The sequence below is a fragment of the Corynebacterium sp. HMSC035E02 genome (genome assembly GCF_001836065.1).
GTDB classification, from domain to species: domain Bacteria; phylum Actinomycetota; class Actinomycetes; order Mycobacteriales; family Mycobacteriaceae; genus Corynebacterium; species Corynebacterium hiratae.
The window spans coordinates 58,278-80,022 of sequence record NZ_KV827291.1; the positions used below are offsets into that span (position 1 = coordinate 58,278).

The window sequence follows — 21,745 nt, forward strand, 5'->3', positions numbered from 1 at the left end:
TCCACGTCATCGTGGATCCGCTACCCTGTGGTCTTTGTGGGCTTCCTAGAAGCCCTCTAAGCTTCGCCTTCTTCCTGCGCCTTCTGTTCCTTGAGCAGACGGGCGGCCGCGCGGCGACGAGAACGAAGATTCTCAATGCGCTCGGTCAAAAGTTCATCCAACTCCTCAATGGAGCGGCGCTCGCGCAGCATGTCCCAGTGGGTCCGCGGCGGCTTCACCGGCTTGGACTCAACGCCCTCGCCCTCAACAAGGGTGCCGAGCTTACCGTTCTTGCACATCCACTCCTCGGGGATTTCCGCGTCATCGGCGAAGGGCACCTCGTAGATGTCGCCGTCCTCGGTGCGGTATTTCACCATCTGGCGCGGGGCCAAGTCGTGGTCGCGGTCGGTTTCGTAGCTCACTGCGCCCATGCGGCTGCCACGGAGTACGCGATCTGCCATGCAACATCATCCTTTTCAAGCGTTGAGGGAAGGGATCAGGGTCGACCTATATCACCCAAAGTTCTATCATTATAACGAATGGCCCACGGCCTTTGTTCCCACCCTCGGGTTAATGGGCTAAGGTGAGTGAGGTGATTGGTACACAGGATCCGCAGCCCGGCAAGCCCTCGAGGCACCGGACGGCAACCTGCCAGTGGTGCGGCAAAGAGATCGCACAAGGCGGGCGGGGAAGGCCACGCAAGTTCTGTTCGCCCTCGTGCAAGCAACGAGCATACGAGCAGCGCCACAACGTGGTCGGGACATCCATTCCCGTGGACGCTGTCATCCTAACTCCAGACAAGGCGGACCGTCTCCGCGACGGTCTCTTTGAGCTCCGGTGCTGTGCCGAGGACGTGGCCACGGCGGCGTCGGAAAGCGCCAGTGCTGAAGAGATGGAACAGCTGTGTGCCGAACTGGTCGCACTGGCTCGTAAGCTTGAGGAATTGAGATAGTACATGAAATCCGTATTAGGTAACCGCAAACTGGTTGTCAGTATCTTCGTGGTCCTGATTCTGGCCTCGTCAGCGCTGGCCCTTGGACCGCTAGCATTTTCGGTGATCATGGGCCGCGGTGTGAAGACCGAACCGATCAACGCGGATAAGGTCCATGCCGCAACAACGGACGTTGATGGCGAATGGCACGTGGTGCAAGGTTCGGCCTACAACTACACCTCAGCTGGGTTTACCATCGACGAGATCCTGCCGGCGGATAAGCGCACGACGTCTGGCTCCACCAAGCATGTCACGGGCCAGGCAACCATCAAGGACGAGGTCGTTGAGGAAGCCAGCATCACCGTGGACATGGCGAGCCTGACCACGGACAAGAAGGTGCGCGATCAGAACATGAAGTCGAAGCTCTTTGAGGTAACGAAGTACCCAGAGTCGACCTTCACGTTGACCGAGCCGGCAGATGTCTCCGCTGTGCCTGACGACGGCTCATTGGTCACCGTGCCGCTGACTGGTGACTTGACCATCCACGGCGAGACCAAGAACGTGACACAGGACTTCCAGGTAGTCCGCGATGGCGACACCATTATTTTGGGCGGCGATATTCCGATTAACCGCCTTGAATTCGGCGTCGAAGCCCCGGAGATGATCGCCGCGAAGATCTCTGAGGTCGGCGACGTTAACGTTCGCGTTACCCTCGAGAAGTAACGCATCCGGTCAGTCATGAATTATCAGCATCTTATTCCTGTCCTGTGGGTGCGTCTCGTAGTACTCGCAGGGTTCGGTATTTTCATCTGGTTTCAGGGGACGAAGCTTCTGGCAGCGTTTTCTGTAGTGCTTGTAGCTCTCACCGTGGTGCAGCTGGTGATGGCTTACCAACGGCGCTAAAACAGTTCTCCGATGGACTCCCCCCAAATACCGCACCATTACGTAACAGTGACTATATTGTGCCTTAAAAGGGGTCGCTCCAAGGACGGCTAGGGAGGCGCAGATCGGCCCAGATCTAAAGGCGTCACCACGAATATTCCACTTGCACACATGACAGTTCTCCGACCATCGCATGACGCACGGGAAAGCCGCCCGGAAGGCAGCGAACAAAGAAGTCGCCCAAATGAGCTGAAGGCTTGAACTTCCGGGACAGGACAGGCAACTCGGAGTAAAGCATCAAGAGCTAGTTGAGTACGCGCAACACACACATGGCTCCGCCGGCGCCCATGACTCAGCAAGGGTCGCGCCGTCAAGGCCTGAGCATAGATCCATGCGAGCTCAGAGATGGGAGATGCGAAGTCACGCCGCCCGCTGCACAAGTTATTGTCCGATAATGTACATTATGTCAGATTGTATTTGCGCACCCTCCCCGCCCAATAGTCACGGCCACAGCACCACAACATGTCAACCTCTTCCCAGTTCTCGCAAATTTATCATGTGGTGAGAGTTGGATTTCAATCTATGGGACGGTAATGTTTCCCACATAATCAATCACTCTATTGAAATTATCAAGGAGGGCGCTTCCCACATGACCGCCGTCAGCACCACGCCGCCAAAGACAGCGGCCCCAGCACAGCAGCTCACAAAACGTGACCGCGTGCGTGTGGCCGTGGCATCGACCATTGGTACGACCATCGAGTTCTATGACTTCTATATTTATGCCACGGCAGCCGTAGCCGTCTTTCCTTTCCTCTTCTTCCCGAAGACCGAGGACCCCACCGTTGCCCTGCTCCAGTCCTTTGCCACCTTCGGCCTGGCCTTCATTGCCCGGCCACTGGGCTCAGTGCTCTTTGGACACTTTGGCGATCGCATCGGCCGCAAGGCCACCCTCGTGGGTGCACTCCTGACGATGGGCATTGCTACCTTCATCATCGGCGTCCTCCCCACGTACCAGACCGCGGGCATCATCGCGCCTGCCCTGTTGGCCCTGATGCGCTTCTGCCAGGGTTTGGGCTTGGGCGGCGAATGGTCCGGTGCAGCTTTGCTGGCTTCCGAGACCGCCGAGGAAGGCAAGCGCGCTTCCGCCGCCATGTGGCCGCAGTTCGGCGCACCTTTCGGGTTCTTGCTCGCCAATGGCTTCTTCCTGACTCTGGTTGCGACCATGGATTACTCCCGCGGCGACACGACCGGCACCTTCATGGAATGGGGCTGGCGCTTGCCCTTCCTCGCCTCCGCTGTCATGGTCCTCATTGGCCTCTACGTCCGCCTGCGCCTGGAGGAAACACCTGTCTTCCAGCAGGCAGTAGACGAAGGCAAGAAGGTCAAGACCCCCATGGTGGAGGCTTTCCGCACTGCCTGGAAGCCGATGATCATCGGTACCTTCGTCATGGTCTCCTGTTACACGCTGTTCTACCTAGTCACCACCTGGATTCTCTCCTACGGTATCGGCGATAAATCCCAGGGGCTGGGTTTGGGAATCCCCTACCTGGAATTCCTGGAGATCCAGCTGATCTCCATCTTCATGTTCATCATCGGCATTCCCGTATCTTCCATGCTGTCGGATAGGTATGGCCGCAAGCCGATCCTGGTCGTGACCTCACTCATCATGATTGCCTTCGGTTTCAGCTTCCCCTTCTTCCTCGGCATCGAACACGCTGACCGCAACTCGGTCCTCGGCTTCTTGCTCGTCGGCATGTTCATCATGGGCCTCATCTTCGGCCCCATGTCGGCTGTCTTGCCGGAGCTCTTCCCCACTAACGTCCGCTACACCGGTTCCGGCATCGCGTACAACGTCTCCTCTATCCTGGGTGCCGCCGTGGCACCGTTCATCGCTACGTGGCTGGTCAGCGCCTTTAACGTGAGCTACGTGGGCTATTACCTCATCATCGTCTGCTTCATCTCCCTCATCGCTATCCTCATGATGCAGGAGCTAAAAGACCAGGATCTTTCCCAGGTTTAGGTCTTCAGACACAAGCATCTCCCCGTCTCCTTCCGGTGTTGCTCACCGACGGGCGGGGAGATTTTTTGTCGCCGCCCCGCCGCCTCCAAAAGTGCAGACCTGGAAGTGCCGACCCGCTGGTCGTCGCAAAGCACTGCCTGGGCGCTTGACGACGCCCACGCTGCAGCTCTGCACTTCCAGGTCTGCACAAATAGAAAAGGTGGCCGGCAAACATGTGCCAACCACCTATGCGGAGTTAAGTGCCCGGATGGGTAACCTGCTACACAGAAACCGCAGTTTTACTGGATTCCACCTCGTCGTCGATGGGCTTGCGGCGCACGATGGCGGAGAAGACTGCACCAGTGACGTTGGCCCACACCGCGGCGACCACACCCGGCAGCGCAGCCTCCGGGGTAAAGAACTGCAACGCCAATGCCGAGGCAAGCCCCGAGTTCTGGGTTGCTACTTCAATGGCCGTGGTGCGCGCCGCTTCCTCGCGCTGGCGGGCTAGCTTCGCCATGTAGTAGCCAAAGAGAAATCCGATAAGGTTCTGGATAGCCACGCCGACAAACACGACGAGACCAACGGTGACCAACTTGTCCTGGGATTTTGACACCACCGCCATGACAACGCCGCCGATGCCAGCGATGGCCACCCACGGCAAAGCCGGCAGCACCTTGTCTACCGCCTTGCTTGCAATCACGCGCAGCAGCAGACCCAGGCCTACCGGTATGAGGACGGTCTGTACCAGCGACCACATCATGCCAGCACCATTGACCTCCGCGGTCTGCCCTGCCAACCACAGCATGAGCAACGGCGTCATGATCGGCGAGACCAGCGTGGATACCGAGGTCATCGCCACCGACAGCGCCACATCGCCCTTGGCCAGGTAGGCCATCACATTGGAGGCAGTACCGCCGGGCACAGACCCGAGAAGGATGAGGCCGACGGTGGCGGCGTCGGAAAGCCCTAGCAGTTTAGCCACGAGCACGGCGCTCGTCGGCATGATGGCAAATTGACAGATAACGCCCAAGAAGATGGGCAATGGGCGCTTCGCCACCAGGGCCAGGTCCGGAATCGTCAGGGTAAGCCCCATGGAAAACATGATGACCATGAGCAATTGCGAGGTGTACTGCCCCACCGGCTCGAAGGTGCTGGGGCTCAAAAAGGCGACAATGGCGCAGGCAACAATAACGATGGGGAATATGTAGACGGCGAGTTTCTCGCCAGTCTCCCCTTCTGTGCGCGGGTTCGTCATAGTGTTTCCTTTCCAAAATGTGTCTCACTATATGAATTGAGTATCCCATATGATGAACCTCACGTACCCGGTTTGGTCGAGATTTACTGTCAAGCGATAGATTAGAAATATGTCCAAGCTACTAAGCCCCGATTCCTCTCGTTTCTCACGCCCGGCCGGCGCTACCAGCCAGGCCGACGCCGTTTCCGAGCGCTACCGCCACGGCTCCCCCGCCGAGCTGGTTGCGGACATGGAAGCCATCGTCGGCGCAGAAAACGTGCACGGACGTCTCAGCGATCTCGTGCGCTTTTCCTCTGATGCCGGTCCCTACCGCTCCATCCCGAACATCGTGGTCTCCCCGCGCAACGCCGCGGACCTCGCTGCGCTCATGAAGTACTGCGATTCTCACGGTCGCCATATGACCTTCCGCGCAGCAGGAACGTCCCTGAACGGCCAGGCCATGGGAGATGACATCCTCGTCGATGTCAAAACCCACTTCGGCGGCATGGAAGTGCGCGAGGAAGGCCGCAAGCTGTGGTCGCGCCCCGGCGTCATCTTGGGCGATGCCCAGGCAGTACTCTCCCGCCATGGCTTCATGCTGGGGCCGGACCCGGGTTCCACGTCCGTGTGCACCATCGGTGGCGTGCTGGCCGATAACTCCGGCGGCATGCGCTGCTCCTTGGAACGCGATAGCTACCACAGCATCGAAGAGCTGATCTTCGTCTTGCCTTCCGGCACCATCGTGGATACGTCCCGTGGAGACGAGGCCTTCCGCAAGCAGGAGCCGAAGCTCCACGCCGATCTGCTGGCCTTCCGCGATAAGCTGCGCGCCAACACCGAGATGGTGAAGTTCCTGCGCACTAAGTTCTCTATTCGCAACACCAATGGCCTGCGCATCGACGCCTTCCTCGATGAAGACGAGCCCGTGCACATTCTCAAGCGCCTCCTCATCGGCTCCGAGGGCATCTTCGGTGCTATCACGGAATCCGTTATCCGCACGGTGAAGCTTCCGCGCGTAAAGGCCACGACCTGGGTCGAGCTGCCCAACCTCCGCGATGCCGCAAACTACGTGCACCCCATCATGGAAACCGGCGCGGAAGCCTGCGAGCTTCTGGTTGCCCCGGTCATGCGCCGCTCGGCCGAGCACTACTCCCACGCCCCCGAGTCCTGGCGCAACCTCGACGATGACGCCGCCGCACTCCTCGTCGAGGTCGGCGGCAGCGACGAGGCAGATCTGGACAAGGCCATGGATCGCCTGCGCACCGTGCTTGCCGACGCCCCACTACTGCGCCCCCTCGAGTTCCTCACCACCGCGGAAGGCATGCGCGGCGCGTGGGAGCTGCGCAACGGCCTGTACGGCCTGCTGGGCGCAGACCGCCCGAACGGCACGGCCTACATCACCGAGGATGTCTGCTTCCCGCCTTCCCAGGTCGGTGAGGCCGCAGCGGACCTGTTGGACTTGCAGGCCAAGTACGGCTACCCGGAGTCGGTCATGGGCCACGCTGCTTTTGGCAACCTGCACTTCTTCTTTACCCCGCGCTTCGACGTTGAGGAGGAGCGCGAATCCTATGCCGCGTTCTTGGATGATTTGGCCGAGCTGGTCATTGACAAATACCAGGGCTCGATGAAGGCCGAGCACGGTACCGGCGTGAACATGGCCCCCTTCCTGGAGCACGAGTGGGGCACGGAGGCCTTCGAGCTGTTCTGGGAAGTCAAGAACATGATCGATCCCAAGGGCATCCTGGCGCCGAACGTGAAGCTCACCCGGGACCAGACCATCCACCTGCGAAACTTCAAGTCCTTCCCCAAGGTCGAGGAAGAGATCAACCCGTGTGTGGAATGCGGTTTCTGTGAGCCTGTCTGCCCCTCCCGCCACGCCACGGTGACCCCGCGCCAGCGCATCGTGCTGCGCCGCGAGATGGCCCGGCAGGAAGAAGGCTCAGAGGTCTTGGCGCAGCTGCAGAAGGAGTATCAGTACGACGCCGTCGACATGTGCGCCGCCGACGGCACCTGCTCTATCCCCTGCCCGATTAGCATCGACACCGGCGCAGTGATGAAGCAGCTGCGCGCCCAGCAGGCCACCCCGGCCCGCGAGAAGGTGGCACTGACGACGGCACAGCGTTGGGAGTTGGTGGAAAAGCTTGCCCGCGCTGGCATCATCTCCGCCAACAAGATTCCCCACAAGCCCCTCGAGCTGGGCGCCAACATGGCACGTAACGTGGTAGCACCGGACTTGCTGCCCACCGTCCCGGGGCCGCTTCCGCAGGCCGCATCGCGTCTGCCGGAAACCCCGCGCGAGGGCGCTGGCGCGCTCTACTTCCCTGCCTGCATCAACCGCATCTTCGGCCGCCCAGCCGGAGCGGCTAAGGATTCGGTCGATCTCCCGCGCGCCATCGTGGAACTGGGACGCCGGGCTGGCCAGCCGGTGTGGATCCCCGAGGATGTCGCCGGCGATTGCTGTGGCACACCGTGGTCCTCCAAGGGCTACAAGGAAGGGTTTGAGTACCAAGCTCAAAAGATTGTGCGCGACCTCTGGCACTGGTCGGAGCACGGCCAGCTGCCCATCGTGGTCGATGCTGCCAGCTGCACCCACGGGTTGCTCGATTCGGTTCCTGAGGTGCTCTCCCCTGCCGACCGCAAGCTTTGGGAGGATCTGCGCATCCTCGATGTCGTGGAATGGCTCCGTGATGAAATCGCCCCGCACCTGCCCATCGTGAAAAACATGGGCTCCATCGCAGTCCACCCAACTTGCTCGACTGACCACATGGGCATGAGCCAGGCCCTGGTTGACCTGGCGAACCTCTGCGGTTCTGCCAAAGTCCCAGAGGGCGCGATGTGCTGTGGCTCCGCCGGTGACCGCGTCATGCTGCACCCGGAGCTCGTCGAGTCCGCCACGCGCGAGGAGCGTGCTTCACTCGACGCGGAGCACTTCGACGCCTTCGTCTCCGATAACCGCACCTGCGAGATGGGCCTGGAGATGATCTCCGGGCGGACCTATGAATCAATCGCAGTGCTGTTGGAGCGGGCCTCCCGTCCGGTCGTCACTCCATAAGCAACGCGCCGGTGGCAATACTCCTCAGCGGGAGCTCTGCCACCGGCGCAACAGATGTGATGGAGCCGGGTTAGAGATAGTCGTAATTGATTTCGGTGTCCGGGGCGAAAAACACGCACCCGCCCTTCATCGGGCGCAGGTAGATCGTGTCGCCTTGGTGCACGTCAATGCCGCGCGGCACCTTCACCGTGATGCGGTCACCGCGGACCACGGTCCCGTCATTGGCCGACTCTTCGCGGCCACCATAGACGTACAGCTCGGAGCCTAAGTGCTCCACAATATCGACCCTAACCGGTATCCCATACTCTTCACCTGGTTGGTTGACGCCGATGATTTCCCAATTCTCTGGGCGCACACCAACGAGGACGTGATCCGCTCCCACCTTCGCGGCCTGTTCCTGTGGCATGTAGTAGTCCAGCGCCTGGTCTTTGCCGCTGACAACGCGACCGTCAACGAAGGGGACGTTGTCGATGAGAGTCATAGCCGGCGAACCGATGAACGTCGCGACGAAGGAATTACCGGGGTTCTCATACAGTGTTTTAGGCGGGGCGACTTGCTGAATAATGCCCTGTTTGAGGACACACACGCGATCACCCATGGTCATTGCCTCAGTTTGGTCGTGGGTGACATAGACCGTGGTGGTGTTGAGCTCGCGCTGCAGTTGAAGGATCTGCGCACGCGTGGATACGCGGAGCTTCGCATCCAGGTTGGAGAGGGGCTCATCCATGAGAAAGACCTTGGGCTGGCGCACGATAGCGCGCCCCATGGCCACACGCTGGCGCTGGCCACCCGACATTGCGGAGGGCTTGCGATCGATAAGGTCCTCCAGCTCCAGCATTTTCGCAGCGAAGCTCACGCGCTCTTCGATGGTTGCCTTATCCACCTTGGCATTTTGCAATGCAAACGCCATATTCTGACGTGCTGTCATGTTGGGGTACAGCGCATAGGACTGGAACACCATGGCTACATCGCGGTCCCGCGAGCGGGTCTCGGTAACGTCGGCCCCGTCGATGAAGATCTGGCCTTCGTCGATTGGCTCAAGGCCAGCGAGCATGCGCAATGTCGTGGACTTGCCGCAACCAGACGGTCCGACGAGTACTAGAAACTCGCCGTCCTTGATATCGAGGTTAATGCGGCTGACCGCCGGTGGCTTCTTCGGGTCATAAATCCTGGAAGCCTGACGGAATTCAACAGTAGCCATGGTGTCCTTTCAAACGATCCGAAGTGTTACTTGAGCTTCGGGGTGATGTCGCGGTCGATAACGCTCTGCGTCTCCTTCTGCAGGTCGCCGAATGCGGACTCCACATCCTCATTGCCCACAGTGATGCGGTCAAGAACACCACCAATGCGCTGTCCGCCGCCCGGCACGAAGACGCGAGCGTAATCCTGCGGCTTGGTGTTCTCGTTGAGCTGCTCGATTGCCGTCTGGGCGTTCGGGTTCTCCTCCAAGAACTTCTTCTCCTCCGGATCATCCAGGGCGTCCTTGCGCACCGGCATGTAACCCGTCTTCTGGGAGAACTTGATGGTGTTCTCGGTGTTCGTCAGGAAGTCAATGAACTTGACCGCGTTAGCCTTGCGCTCGTCAGAAATTCCAGCCGGCACTGCCAGACCAGCACCACCGGTGGCTGCCGAAGGACCAGGGCCTGGCAGGTAGGTCGTGATGAATGGAATCGTCGCCGTCTCCTTCAGCCCGCCCAGAGAACCAGTGGACTCCAGCAGTCCAGAGGCTTTGCCAGAGCCGAAGGCTACGGTCGGGTCAGTGGAGATTTCGATGTGACCGGCCTTGACCTGGTCCTGCAAGAACTTGCCAGCCTCGATGGACTCCTTCGACGTAAAGTTCGGTTCCCACTCATCAGAGTAAGAGCCACCGAAGGCCCAAATCATGCCTTGGAAGTACCAGTCGAGGTAGTTGGATCCATCCGGAACGGTGACGGCCGGCTTGTCGAGCTTGTCCTTGATCTTGGTGGCCCACTCGTCGAATTCTTCCCAGTCCTTCGGGCCACGGTCGGTAGGAAGTCCAGCTGCCTTGAGGTCATCGGTGTTCCAGTACATCAGGTTCGTGGATCGGGAGTACGGAACGCCGTAGTGCTTGTCCTTGTAGTTGTAGTCTTCGCGCAGGGTGTCGACGTAGCTCTCATAGTCAATGTCGTTCATCTCCCACAGCTCATCGAGCGGCGTCGTGGCCTCATTCAGCGCGAAGTTGAACCACGTGACGTCAGAAGCAACGAGGACGTCGGGAAGGTCGCCACCTGCGAGGGCAGCGTTGAAGCGCTGTGCAACTTCCTCGTAGTTGGAACCTGCGGTAACCAGTTCGACCTTCAGATCTGGGTTCTCCTTCTCGAACTCATCAATGAGCTCTTGCTCTATGTCACGGGAAGAACCCGGGTGGTTGGACCAGAAGGTGATGGTGTTGGCGTCTCCGCCGTCCTTTGAGTCGTTCCCTGCGGTGGTCGAACCACCTGCACAGGCGGTCAAGGACGCTGTGGTGAGAAGTGCCGCGCAGGCGGCAACGATACGAGTAGAAATCTTACGAGACATGGGGAGGTTCTCCTTGAGAAGTGAAGAGTTCAGGGGACTTGTTCGAGTTGGGCGTCGGGATAGCAGGCAGGCTAGCCCTTGACTGCTCCAGCAGTCAGGCCCTTAATCATCGGCTTCTGGAGTATGAGGAAGATGATGATCATGGGCAGGGTTGTCAGCACTGTGCCGGCCATCACCGGCGCCCAGTTGGTCACGCCTTCCGCGTCCTGCAAGCGGGTCAGACCCACCGGAAGGGTGGCTGCAGCCGGTGTATCCGTAATCAGGAAGGGCCACAGGTATTGGTTCCACTCATTGACCACGGTGATCAGGACGAACGCGGACAGCGTTGGCCACGACATGGGCAGGACCACTCGGAACAAGGTGGTGAAGAATCCTGCCCCGTCCATGCGCGCGGCCTCGAGAATCTCCGGCGGCAATGATTGGAAGTGATTGCGCATGAGGAAGGCACCGAACGCCACGCCCGCCAACGGGATGATGACTCCAGCGTAGGTGTCTCTCCAACCCCATGACGCAACCAACGAGTAATTGGAAATAATGGTGATCTGGTTGGGCACCATCAGCGAGGCGATGATAAGCAAGAAAAGCAGATTTCGGCCGGGGAAGCGAATGAATGCGAAGGCATAGGCAGTCAGCACTCCGAGGACTACCTCCACCACCGTGAGAATCAGCGTGATGATGATGGAGTTTCTCAGGTAGCTCGAAAAGCCAGAAGTCTGCCAGACATAGGAATAGTTTTCTGCCTTAAAAGGATTAGGCCAGAAGGAAATCGGATCCGAATACACATCCTGGAAAGACTTAAAGCTGGTGATGAAGATGAAGTACAGCGGCACCATAATCATCAGCACTGTCAGTACCAAGGCAATGTAGCCGACGACCTTCGTTGCTGGATGACCGTGATCAACCGGCTCACCTTTACGCTTGCGCTGGGCCTCGGTGATGACTGGTGCTGCGAGGGACTGCGAACCAGGAACCGGCGGCAGCTCTCCTTTCGCTTGCGGGAGCCCTACCTTGATAGAAGCCGGAATCGCGCGTTTTTCGGACATTTACTTATCCATCCTTTCCTGCAACTTGATCTGCAGCACCGTAATGACAAGCACGACGAGGAACATGATGGTGGCCACGGCAGCGCCATAGCCGGCACGGTTGTTGATGAACGTCTCTTGGTACACCTGGAAAACCATCGTGGAGGTTCCGTAACCAAACGGTCCACCGCCGGTCATCGCGTTGATGATGTCGAAGACTTGGAAGGAATTGAGCAGCACAGTGATTAACAGGAAAAACGTGGTACCGCGAAGCTGTGGCAGGACCACGCGGAAGAAATGTCGCACGGCCGGGGTGCCGTCAATCTCAGAGGCCTCATCGAGATCGCGGCGGCGCCCCTGCAGGGCAGCAAGATAGATGACGAAAACGTAGCCCACGTTCTTCCACACGTAGGTCACCGTAATCATGAACAGTGCCCAGTTCTGTTGCTGGTAGAAGTTCGGCACATCGACCCCGATAAGACCCAAGAAGTATTGAATGAGCCCGTAGTTAGGATCGAAGACGAACTGAAAGGCAACGCCAATCGCCGCGCCAGCGATGACATAGGGCGCGAAAACCATTGAGCGCACAGCCGCACGGCCAAACAGTTTCTGATCCAGAAGCAATGCCAGCGCTAGCCCCAGAACCATCGAACCGACCACCGCGAAGAAGGTGAAGACGACAGTGTTGAACACCACGCGTCCAGTATCTGGCGCTTGGAACCAGTCGATGTAGTTCTGCAGACCGACAAAAGTCATCGTCGGCGATGAAATATTCCAGTTAAAGAAAGAGATGCGGATGTTATCGACCAGTGGTCGATAGGTGAAAAGAATGAGAAGGAGAAGGTTCGGGCCAATCAGCAATGCCGCTAGGCCGATCTGGCGCCAGTCAAGCTTTCGCTTGCGTGGGTGGCGCGCGTACTCCTCGGAGACGATCGGCTTCTCGTTAACAGGAGGGATCGCAGCCGTTCGCCCGCTCGCGGGGATGGTTTTTGCCATGCAGAAGAAGCTAGACCAAGGCGGTAAACAGAAGGTTTACTCAACGTTTTGATTGAATAAACAAAAAGAAAATTCCAGGGGCCTAGCGCCCAAAAGCACTCCCTGTGCGTGGGGAACGTCACACAAAGCACGGGAGAAAGAACTCCATAGAAACTCCCGGGCAAGAAAGCGCCACCATCTTTCCAGCTAGACCTTTTCGGGCATGAACACAACGGCCACGGGCGTAGCTTGGCGTTAACTCGCTGAGCGCACAACGTCGAGTGCTAGCTCTGGCAAGTCCGTTGCCATGAGCTCTATCCCATTGTTCCGGCACCACTCCATGTCCTTCGGTAAATTCACCGTCCAGACGTAGGACTGACTGTCGACGTCTGCAAAGAAGTCAGCGTCCAACCGTGCCTGGCGAATGGAAGGCCCGAAGCCCGAAGCGCCCTCGAGGGAATCTGGTAGTCCCGCATCCGGTTCCAAGAGAAGAAAGGAGCGCAGGGATGGCACTAGGTTTCGGAATCGCGCAATTGCTTCAGGGTTAAAGGAAATCAGACTGAACCGTGGATCGGCATCGAGATGTCGGTTGCGTAGGACTTCGGCCACCGATTCTTCGAGTCGCGCCCCGAAAGGAGACGGGTGCTTCGTCTCGATGAGCAGCTGCTTTCCGGGGGATGACTCGATGAGGTCCACCAGTTCGTCGAGAAGCAGAATGCGTTGGGGATCCTCGTCGGTACCAAAGTTGAGTGTGCGCAGCTCCTCCAGCGTCATGTCACCGACAGAGCCTGTGCCGTCCGACGTCCTATCCACAGTCTGGTCGTGGATAACCACAACCTCCCCGTCCTTGGTCAGGTTGACGTCGCACTCCACACCGGCCACATCAAGCTTGAGAGCCTCCTCGAAGGCACGATACGTGTTCTCCGGGAACCACCCGTTATATCCTCGGTGCGCGATAATTCCTGTGCGGTCTGCCATGTTCTTTTCCTCCGAGCCGCAAAGTGGTTGTGCTTCTGGCGCCGCCCAGTGTAGACCGCTAGCGGCGGCCTCCGCGGTTGCGGTGCGTCGCCACCACGTGCACGGCATCCAGCATTCCTAAGGTGAACAGCGCCTCGCGGAGAGCGAACTGGAAGGTCCAGAGGCGGCGAAAAACCTGGTCGAAGCCCGCTGCCGCCGCTTCGCGGTGCCGCCCATCGAAGAAACTACGCTGGTAGCGAAGCGTTTCCAGGTAGTGGCTTCCGGTGTGGGCCTGAGCGATGATGCGCAGGTTGGAACGCCTATCAAAGAGTCGGTGTGTCTCCTCGATCGTCGGATAGTCCAATCCGGGCCAAATATAGGCGCGCAGAACCTGAATCGCGGACCGAGCGGCCGGGGTCATCGCGTCGGTGGCGAACAACGAGGCCACAGCCACACGCCCACCGCTGACCAGCGAGCGATCCAGCATCTGTACGTAGCGCCGGCGCTCGGGGGGCGATAGCGTCTCTAACTTCTCTACGCTGACAATCGCGTCATAGCGCCCGCGCCACTTCTTCGGATTGGGCAACGCCGTTTCGATGCCCTGCACATGGACAGAGTCGGCGGCGCCTTCGAGAAGCAGTTGTTCATCGAACAGCGCCTGCTGCTCTGTGTCGCCCGTAAGGACGTCAACGGTGGCGCGCCGGGCAACGGCTTGTACTGCTACCTGCAGCCCAGTCGCCGGGTACACCAGAAGGTGTGTGCCGGCGCCGGTGCGGGTGGCATCGAGAAGCCACTGTGCAGCGCGGCGCTGTGCATCACCCAAGTCCTCGCGGTCCGTGTGCGTAGGCTCGGTCACGCTCGTCACATCGACGAAGTGCTCCTTGGGTTCCTTGCTCCCCACCCGCGCGCTATAGCTGCGGACCGCCTCGCGCACCGTGGTGGGAACGCCACTGGCGAAAATTCCGCCCGAATGGCTCAAGGAGTCACCCGCGTACAGCTTCACCACATCGAGGGGCAGCTCGCCGGGACTCGAAGTCTCGACCGCCAGCTCCTTCGCTTTCGGCCGATACCCCACCCCCAACAGCCGCAGGAGAACCTTGACCAAGCGATCGGAATCGGGCGTCGTCCACTCCCCTGCCATATAAGACTCAGCCAGGCCCAGCCAGCCCGAGTCGGCGATGCGGGAAAAGAGAGCGTCGTGAAGCACAGCCAGATCCGGCTCCTCGCCTTCCAGCTCCACCCCTGCTTTGGCGCAGGCCTGCGCAAACTCCGCTTCAGTCCGGCCGCCCGTAAAGCGCAGCAAACGCGGTGAGGGCACGGTTGCTACGCCGGGCCACGTCGCAGCGTCAATCGATGCCAAGTGGGAATACACGCTCTAGCCAGCCTTCCTCATCGCACACACGTATTTACTTAGAGTAAAACGAGCGGGCCACGAAGAGGTGGAGGCGCGACCCAAAAAGCCAGTTAATAACCCATAAAGTATGCATGTACCGCTAGAAAGGTTTAGACTGACTCGGGTAAAATAATCAAGCTTTCTTCAGGAAGGTATTCAATCACCATGGCGCAAACTCCCCACCGTCCTAGTAACGGCCGCCACCACGTCGTTGTTATCGGTGCCGGCTTCGGCGGCATCAACGCCGTTAAGAAGCTCAAGAACGCGGATGTTGAGATCACCCTCATCGACAAGAAGAACCACCACCTCTTCCAGCCGATGCTCTACCAGGTAGCCACCGGCGTCATTTCCGCCGGCGAAATCGCCCCGTCCACGCGTCAGCTCCTGCGCCATCAGGACAACGTCAACTTCGTCAACGGCGAAGTCACTGACATCAATATCAAGGAACAGACCGTCTCCGCAGAACTTGACGGCGCTGTTCGCACCTACGGCTACGACTCCCTCATCGTCGCCGCCGGCGCTGGCCAGTCCTACTTCGGCAACGACCACTTTGCCGAGCACGCACCGGGCATGAAGACGCTTGACGACGCCCTGGAGATCCGCTCCCGCATCATCTCCGCCTTCGAGAAGGCTGAGTTGGAAGAGGATCCTGCCAAGCGTGAAAAGCTGCTGACCTTCGTCATCGTCGGCGCCGGCCCGACTGGCGTTGAGCTCACCGGCCAGATCGCGGAGCTGGCCCAGCGCACCTTCGCTGGCACCTACTCCAACTTTGGTTCCTCCTCCGCCAAGATTTACCTCCTGGATGGTGCGCCGCAGGTGCTTCCTCCGTTTGGCAAGCGCCTCGGCCGCAAGGCTCAGCGCACCCTGGAGAAGCTGGGTGTTGACGTGCGCCTCAACGCCATGGTTACCGACGTCACCGCTGACGCCGTCACCTACAAGAACATGAAGACCGAGGAAGAGGTCACCATCGAGGCCGCGACCAAGATCTGGTCTGCAGGTGTCGCCGCTTCCCCGCTGGGCAAGCTTATTGCCGACCAGGCAGGCGTGGAGGCAGACCGGGCCGGCCGCGTCTCCGTCAACGAGGACCTCACGGTTGGTGAGTACAAGAACGTCTACATCGTCGGCGACATGATTTCCCTCAACCGCCTTCCGGGTGTGGCCCAGGTGGCCATCCAGGGCGGCAACCACGTGGGCAAGCTCATCGAGGCCAAGATTGATGAGGAGTCCACCGCTAACGAGGCCGAGCCGTTTGAGTACTTCGACAAGGGCTCCATGGCCGTCATTTCCCGCTTCAACGCAGTGGTCAAGTTGGGCAAGACCGAGTTCGCTGGCTTCCCGGCCTGGATCTCCTGGCTCGGACTGCACATCTTCTACATCGTTGGCTTCCGCAGCCGCACCCTCGTTGCGCTGCACTGGCTGCTCAACGCCTTCTCGCGCGACCGCGGTAACCTGGAGATCACCCAGCAGCAGCGCGTTGCTCGCAACGTGATTGACCGCGACCTCCACTAGGTCTTACGCGTCTTATAAGGAGAGAGGAGATTTCCTCTCTCCTTTTTCTTTAGTCATGTACGGTAGACGAAAGAATAGCCAAGCTTAAGGAGAAACCGTGAGCCAACCTGCGCTGCCCCGTGTCCTCAGCATCGCCGGCACCGATCCGACGGGCGGCGCTGGTATTCACGCCGACCTCAAGTCCTTTGAGGCCGCTGGGGCCTATGGAATGGCCGTAGTGACCGCCCTGGTTGCGCAGAATACGCAGGGCGTGCGGGCTATCCACACCCCACCGGTGGATTTTCTGCGTGAGCAGCTGGCAAGCGTCAAGGACGACGTGACTATCGACGCCGTCAAGATCGGCATGCTGGGATCCGTCGCTATCACCGAAACGGTGAGCGACTTCCTCGCTTCCCTCCCCGCGGGTGTGCCGGTGGTCTGCGATCCGGTCATGGTCGCCTCCAGCGGTGACCGCCTGCTCGAGCCGGAAGCGGAGCGCGCCGTACGGGAGCTGGCGCGCCGCGCGACCGTGGTCACACCCAACCTGCCGGAACTCGCTGTCCTCGCGGGCGTAGCAGAACCGCGCACCTTTGATGATGCTCTCTCTGTCGCAACCACGTGGGCACACGAGAACGACACCTGGGTCGTAGTCAAGGGCGGTCACCTCGATGGTGCCGAGGCCGATAACGCGACCGTAAGTCCTTCCGGCGATATCACGCGCGTGCCCTGCCCGCGGATTGATACGAAGAACACGCACGGCACGGGCTGCTCGCTGTCCTCAGCCCTAGCGGCGCGTTTGGGCGCGGGCGAATCCCTCGACGAAGCACTGGTTTGGGCCACCGAGTGGCTCCACGAGGCGATTGAGCATGCCGATGCGCTTCACGTCGGACACGGACACGGGCCCGTTGACCACGGCCACCGGCTCCGGCGCCTGGCTGCGGAGAAACAAAGTTAGCCCAGCAGATCGGCACCTGGACGAGTAAGCACGGCCACCATGAAGGTGGAGTTCTCCTTAAAGACCTTCATGTCCCACGAGGAGAAAATGAAATCGACTCGGTAGCCCACCGCGCGGGCCAGTTCGAGGAACTCCTCAAAGCCCCAGCCGCGGCCCTCGCCGAAACCGACGACGAAGCGGCCGCCGGGGCGAAGCGCGTTAAACACGTTGCGCAGGGCCGCCTCGCGCCCTTCGTTTGCTATAAAAGTCATGACGTTGCCCGCAGCCACGGCGATGTCGAAGTTATCCTCAGGGATTTCCTCCTCGGAAAGATCACCTACCTCCCAGCGAGCCTCCGGGTAATCGTTCACCGCGTGTTCGATCAAAATCGGGTCGACGTCCACGCCCACTACGGTATGCCCGCGCTTGGCCAACTCGCCGCCGAGCCGTCCGGAACCGCAGCCGGCGTCGAGGACGCGGGAGTGGCGTTCACTCATGGCGTCGATAAGCCGGGCTTCCCCGTCGATATCCTTACCCTGGGCCCGCAGCGTCTTCCATTTCCGTGCAAAGTTGTGGGAATGGGCGGGGTTCGCAGCAGTTACTTCTTTCCAGGTAGGCATGACAACGAGTATAGGCCTTTAGAGGTGTAAGATTTAGCCGCTCTGATAAAACGCCTATACGAAGCGAAGGAGGCTGAGACACGATGCCATCTGTACCGTCACCATTCAAGCCACGCAAGAAAAACACTTCGGACAATAATACGCCGAGTTTTTCCGTGCCTGTCGAGCGTGCCATTGAGCACTGCCGAGTGTTCATCGACGGCGAGGCGCTGCCCGGTGAGTTTACCCCGCACAGCGCGCTGCAAACCGTGGAAGAATACGGCCGCGGCTTCGTGTGGGTAGGCCTGCACGAGCCGCTCGAATCGCAGATGACGAAGGTAGCGGCTGAATTCCGCATCCATGAGCTCATCGTCGAGGACGTCGTCCAGGCGCACCAGCGTCCCAAGCTGGAGCGCTACGACGACCAGCTCTTCGTGGTGGCACGGTCGGTGAACTACCGCGACCACGACGAGGTCGCCGATAAGCGCCAAATTATCTCCACTGGTGAAATCCAGATGATCATTGGTGCCACGTTCATTATCACGGTGCGCCACTCCGCCAAGCTGCCCAATCTCGCCTATGTGATCCAGGATGAGCAAGACCTCGTCGAGCAGGGCCCCATTTCGCTGGCGTGGAAGATCCTGGACATGATGGTGGACCGCTATTCGGAGATTTGCCGCCTCATCGCCATCGAGGTCGACGAATTAGAAGAAGAAATCTTCACTCCGAATTCGCTGCCCAACATCGACCGTATCTACATGTTCAAGCGCGAAATCTTGGAGATGAAGCACGCGATCGTGCCGCTTTCCCCAGCGTTGCGGGCGATGGTAGCGGACCACAAGGATCTCATTCCGAAGACGATTCGCTCCTATATCCGCGACGTCAACGACCACCAGCTGGTGGTCCAGGACCACGTGTCGGGGTTCGATGAGCGCTTGACCTCGCTTATCGACGCCTCCGTGGCCAAGATCAGCATGCAGCAGAACTCCGACATGCGCACGATCTCCGCGGTGGTTGGCATGTGGGCAGCGCCAACACTTGTAGCAGGTATCTATGGAATGAACTTCGACATCATGCCGGAGCTGCATTTTCCTTGGGGCTATTACGGGGCAATTGGCCTCATGATCTTAGTGGTGGCCGGAATGTGGTGGTGGTTCCGGCGCAATAACTGGTTGTAGGGGCTACTGCACCACCATGGTGCGCAGCGTGGAAGCAGCGAGGAGTACATCGCCCTGGCTGATCTTGACCTCCCACAGCTGCGTGCGGCGGCCCTTGTACAGCGGCGTAGCGACGGCGGTGACGGTGCCTTCGGCAACGGGCTTGAGGAAATCTGTGTTGTTGTTCACGCCGACAACCGGCTTGCCTGCGAGGATGAGGCTGCCCACAGATGCGGTGGACTCCGTAATCGTGCAGAAAAGCCCTCCATTCGCCACGCCCCAGGGCTGGTGGTGATCCGGAACAACGTCAACCTCAGAGCGAATCTCATCAGCGGAGATGTGCGTGAAACGCAAACCAATGAGCCCGGCTAGGCCCTGCGGGTGAGAATTGATGAGCTGCAGTTCCTCGGCGTTAAGCGGCCGTGCCTGGGATACTGCTACGAGCTTTTCGAAGATTTCAGAGTGTTTCATGCCACACCAGGTTAGTGGATTTCGGTGACGTAGGATGGTTGACATGACTCAAACTGCTGAAAAGACAGATCTCGCTCAGATTGGTGTTGTGGGCCTAGCCGTCATGGGCTCCAACCTCGCGCGCAACTTTGCCCGCAACGGAAATACCGTCGCGGTCTACAACCGCAGCCCGGAGAAGACGCGCGCGCTTATCAGCGAGCATGGCGATGAAGGGACCTTCATCCCTTCCGAGACCGTTGAGGACTTCGTGGCCTCCTTGGAGCGCCCACGTAAGGCAATCATCATGGTGCAGGCGGGCGCGGCTACCGACGCCGTCATTAACCAGCTCGCCGAGGCCATGGATGAGGGCGACATCATCATCGACGGTGGCAATGCCTTGTTCACGGACACCATTCGCCGCGAGAAGGAGGTCGCAGCTCAGGGCCGTCACTTCGTCGGCGCGGGCATCTCCGGTGGCGAGGAAGGCGCGCTCAACGGCCCATCCATTATGCCCGGCGGTCCGGCCGAGTCCTGGGAAACTCTGGGGCCGATCCTGGAATCCATCGCCGCTGAGGTGGACGGCACACCGTGTGTGACTCACATCGGCCCGGATGGTGCGGGACACTTCGTGAAGATGGTGCACAATGGCATTGAGTACGCCGACATGCAGGTTATCGGAGAGGCCTACCAGCTCCTTCGCTATGGCGCGGGCATGGATCCGGCTGAAATCGCTGAGGTCTTCCGCGAGTGGAATGCCGGCGACCTGGACTCCTACCTCATTGAAATCACCGCCGAGGTGCTGGCGCAAACCGATCCGGACACAGGCGCCCCGCTTGTCGACGTCATCGTGGACGCCGCCGGCCAAAAGGGAACCGGCCGCTGGACCGCCATTAACGGCCTCGAGCTCGGTGTCCCCATCACCGGCATTGCGGAATCCGTGTTCGCGCGTGCGCTCTCCTCGGCCACCGCGCAGCGTGCCGCCGCCCAAGAGGGTCAGCTGCCCTCCGGTACGATTACCGATCTCAACGTGGACAAGGCGGAGTTCGTCGAGGACGTTCGCCGTGCGCTCTATGCCGCAAAGCTCATTGCCTACTCTCAGGGCTTTGATGAAATCAAGGCTGGTTCGGACGAGTTCGGCTGGAACGTCGACCCGCGTGACTTGGCTACCATCTGGCGCGGTGGCTGCATCATTCGCGCGAAGTTCCTCGACCGTATCCGTGAGGCTTATGACAATAACGCCGACCTTCCGGCCCTCATTCTGGACCCGTACTTCAAGGGTGAGCTGGAAAACCTGATTGACCCGTGGCGTCGCGTCGTTGTGGCTGCCACCCAGCTGGGGCTGCCGGTACCCGTGTTTGCTTCTTCTTTGTCCTACTACGACAGCCTGCGCGCCGAGCGCCTCCCTGCGGCCTTGATTCAGGGCCAGCGCGATTTCTTCGGCGCCCACACCTTCAAGCGCGTGGACCGCGAGGGCACCTTCCATATCGAATGGTCGGGTGACCGCTCACTCACCGAGATGTAGCTGCCAAGCCCCTCACCTGAGGGGCTTTTCTCGCACCAGCCCCACTACCCCTCTAACCAGGAGTTTTCTTCTTCCGGTTGCGGGGTACACGGTGCTGGTTTAATCTTCGTGCCCATGGGGGATATTGAAACCTACCTCCGCCTCCGCAACTCGGGGATTGCGCTGGTGGAACACATACCTGGCACACCCGACGAGCTCCGCGCGCTCGGCGCCGACCCAGCCGACGCCACAGAGCTTGCCGGCCTTAACCAGGTGTACTTCGGCCCCACCCGCTTTACCGGCAAACAGAAAAAGGCACGCGCTGCCGCCCTTCAACAACGCCACAGCCTGAGCACCCTCACACTCATCGAAACCTACGTGTCGAAGGTCAAGAAAACCCTGGATGCGTGGAACCTTAGAGCCAAACTCGCCGCCACACCAGCACACCGCATCCCCACCGTTGCTACCGCGCGGCTGAAAGAACTCACACGTAAAAGAACCGCGAAACCAGGTGTGCGCATCACCTACCGAGAGCAAGGCCCTAACACACTCTCCATTACCGATGACGCCACCACGATTGCCAACATGCGCGCAGTCTTAGAATCCACCAACAACACCGATCTGCTTCAAGCCGCCAACGACGTCTTCTTC

Annotated in this window: 17 protein-coding genes and 2 pseudogenes; 9 read left to right on the forward strand and 10 right to left on the reverse strand. The window is 59.7% G+C overall.

Translation table 11 applies throughout. From position 1 onward, the window contains the following. Positions 1-56: 56 nt before the first annotated feature. Positions 57-440 carry an RNA polymerase-binding protein RbpA gene (locus HMPREF2635_RS00610; RefSeq protein WP_010186588.1) on the reverse strand — a complete coding sequence of 128 codons (384 nt, stop codon included), beginning with the start codon at positions 438-440 and terminating at the stop codon, positions 57-59. 131 nt (positions 441-571) lie between these two features. On the opposite strand from HMPREF2635_RS00610, the gene HMPREF2635_RS13570 reads away from it, so the two are divergent. From HMPREF2635_RS13570 to HMPREF2635_RS00625, 3 genes are all read left to right on the forward strand, one after another. After that, on the forward strand, positions 572-931 hold the full coding sequence (locus tag HMPREF2635_RS13570) for a hypothetical protein (protein ID WP_046649171.1): 360 nt from the start codon (positions 572-574) through the stop codon (positions 929-931). Between the two features lie 3 nt (positions 932-934). Continuing rightward, positions 935-1,633 carry a YceI family protein gene (locus HMPREF2635_RS00620; protein WP_070821083.1) on the forward strand — a complete coding sequence of 233 codons (699 nt, stop codon included), beginning with the start codon at positions 935-937 and terminating at the stop codon, positions 1,631-1,633. A gap of 808 nt (positions 1,634-2,441) precedes the next feature. Then, the gene (locus tag HMPREF2635_RS00625; RefSeq protein ID WP_070512732.1) at positions 2,442-3,812 is read left to right on the forward strand and encodes an MFS transporter; all 1,371 of its coding nucleotides are present in this window, start codon (positions 2,442-2,444) and stop codon (positions 3,810-3,812) included. A gap of 259 nt (positions 3,813-4,071) precedes the next feature. Here HMPREF2635_RS00625 and HMPREF2635_RS00630 read toward each other — a convergent pair whose 3' ends face one another. Further along, entirely contained in the window at positions 4,072-5,049 is a 978-nt protein-coding gene (locus HMPREF2635_RS00630) for a bile acid:sodium symporter family protein (protein WP_070821084.1), read from the reverse strand. A gap of 109 nt (positions 5,050-5,158) precedes the next feature. On the opposite strand from HMPREF2635_RS00630, the gene HMPREF2635_RS00635 reads away from it, so the two are divergent. Then, positions 5,159-8,080: an FAD-binding and (Fe-S)-binding domain-containing protein gene (locus tag HMPREF2635_RS00635; RefSeq protein ID WP_070517784.1), complete on the forward strand. Its 2,922-nt coding sequence runs from the start codon at positions 5,159-5,161 to the stop codon at positions 8,078-8,080. Between the two features lie 70 nt (positions 8,081-8,150). Here the strand turns inward: HMPREF2635_RS00635 and HMPREF2635_RS00640 are convergent, their stop codons facing one another. The 6 genes from HMPREF2635_RS00640 to HMPREF2635_RS00665 all read right to left on the reverse strand — a co-directional run bounded on the left by HMPREF2635_RS00640 (position 8,151) and on the right by HMPREF2635_RS00665 (position 14,944). After that, positions 8,151-9,281, reverse strand: coding sequence for an ABC transporter ATP-binding protein (locus HMPREF2635_RS00640; protein WP_049154656.1), 1,131 nt, complete (start codon positions 9,279-9,281; stop codon positions 8,151-8,153). 26 nt (positions 9,282-9,307) lie between these two features. Next, complete coding sequence (locus HMPREF2635_RS00645) at positions 9,308-10,618, reverse strand: ABC transporter substrate-binding protein (RefSeq protein WP_070821085.1); 1,311 nt, start codon at positions 10,616-10,618, stop codon at positions 9,308-9,310. Positions 10,619-10,689: 71 nt separating this feature from the next. Beyond that, positions 10,690-11,661, reverse strand: a complete 972-nt coding sequence (locus tag HMPREF2635_RS00650; protein WP_046649374.1) for a carbohydrate ABC transporter permease — start codon at positions 11,659-11,661, stop codon at positions 10,690-10,692. After that, entirely contained in the window at positions 11,662-12,636 is a 975-nt protein-coding gene (locus HMPREF2635_RS00655) for a carbohydrate ABC transporter permease (RefSeq protein ID WP_046649375.1), read from the reverse strand. A gap of 234 nt (positions 12,637-12,870) precedes the next feature. Continuing rightward, positions 12,871-13,593: a glycerophosphodiester phosphodiesterase gene (locus HMPREF2635_RS00660; RefSeq protein ID WP_070821086.1), complete on the reverse strand. Its 723-nt coding sequence runs from the start codon at positions 13,591-13,593 to the stop codon at positions 12,871-12,873. 58 nt (positions 13,594-13,651) lie between these two features. Further along, positions 13,652-14,944, reverse strand: a complete 1,293-nt coding sequence (locus HMPREF2635_RS00665) for a class I SAM-dependent methyltransferase (RefSeq protein WP_070821087.1) — start codon at positions 14,942-14,944, stop codon at positions 13,652-13,654. A 186-nt stretch (positions 14,945-15,130) separates the two neighbouring features. Between HMPREF2635_RS00665 and HMPREF2635_RS00670 the strand changes: the two genes are divergently transcribed. Both HMPREF2635_RS00670 and thiD read left to right on the forward strand, forming a co-directional pair. Further along, complete coding sequence (locus tag HMPREF2635_RS00670; RefSeq protein ID WP_049154653.1) at positions 15,131-16,474, forward strand: NAD(P)/FAD-dependent oxidoreductase; 1,344 nt, start codon at positions 15,131-15,133, stop codon at positions 16,472-16,474. A 97-nt stretch (positions 16,475-16,571) separates the two neighbouring features. After that, positions 16,572-17,387, forward strand: a pseudogene (thiD, locus tag HMPREF2635_RS00675) (bifunctional hydroxymethylpyrimidine kinase/phosphomethylpyrimidine kinase); the annotation flags it as partial. 17 nt (positions 17,388-17,404) lie between these two features. Here the strand turns inward: thiD and HMPREF2635_RS00680 are convergent. Next, entirely contained in the window at positions 17,405-18,007 is a 603-nt protein-coding gene (locus tag HMPREF2635_RS00680) for a class I SAM-dependent methyltransferase (RefSeq protein ID WP_070821088.1), read from the reverse strand. 83 nt (positions 18,008-18,090) lie between these two features. On the opposite strand from HMPREF2635_RS00680, the gene corA reads away from it, so the two are divergent. Continuing rightward, complete coding sequence (gene corA / locus HMPREF2635_RS00685) at positions 18,091-19,164, forward strand: magnesium/cobalt transporter CorA (protein ID WP_049154650.1); 1,074 nt, start codon at positions 18,091-18,093, stop codon at positions 19,162-19,164. Between the two features lie 3 nt (positions 19,165-19,167). Here corA and HMPREF2635_RS00690 read toward each other — a convergent pair whose 3' ends face one another. After that, positions 19,168-19,614 (reverse strand): PaaI family thioesterase, encoded by a 447-nt coding sequence (locus HMPREF2635_RS00690; protein ID WP_049154649.1) that lies wholly within the window; start codon positions 19,612-19,614, stop codon positions 19,168-19,170. A 43-nt stretch (positions 19,615-19,657) separates the two neighbouring features. On the opposite strand from HMPREF2635_RS00690, the gene gndA reads away from it, so the two are divergent. Further along, positions 19,658-21,115 (forward strand): NADP-dependent phosphogluconate dehydrogenase, encoded by a 1,458-nt coding sequence (gndA, locus tag HMPREF2635_RS00695; protein WP_070821089.1) that lies wholly within the window; start codon positions 19,658-19,660, stop codon positions 21,113-21,115. A 114-nt stretch (positions 21,116-21,229) separates the two neighbouring features. Then, a pseudogene (locus HMPREF2635_RS13575) lies at positions 21,230-21,745 on the forward strand (HNH endonuclease); the annotation flags it as partial.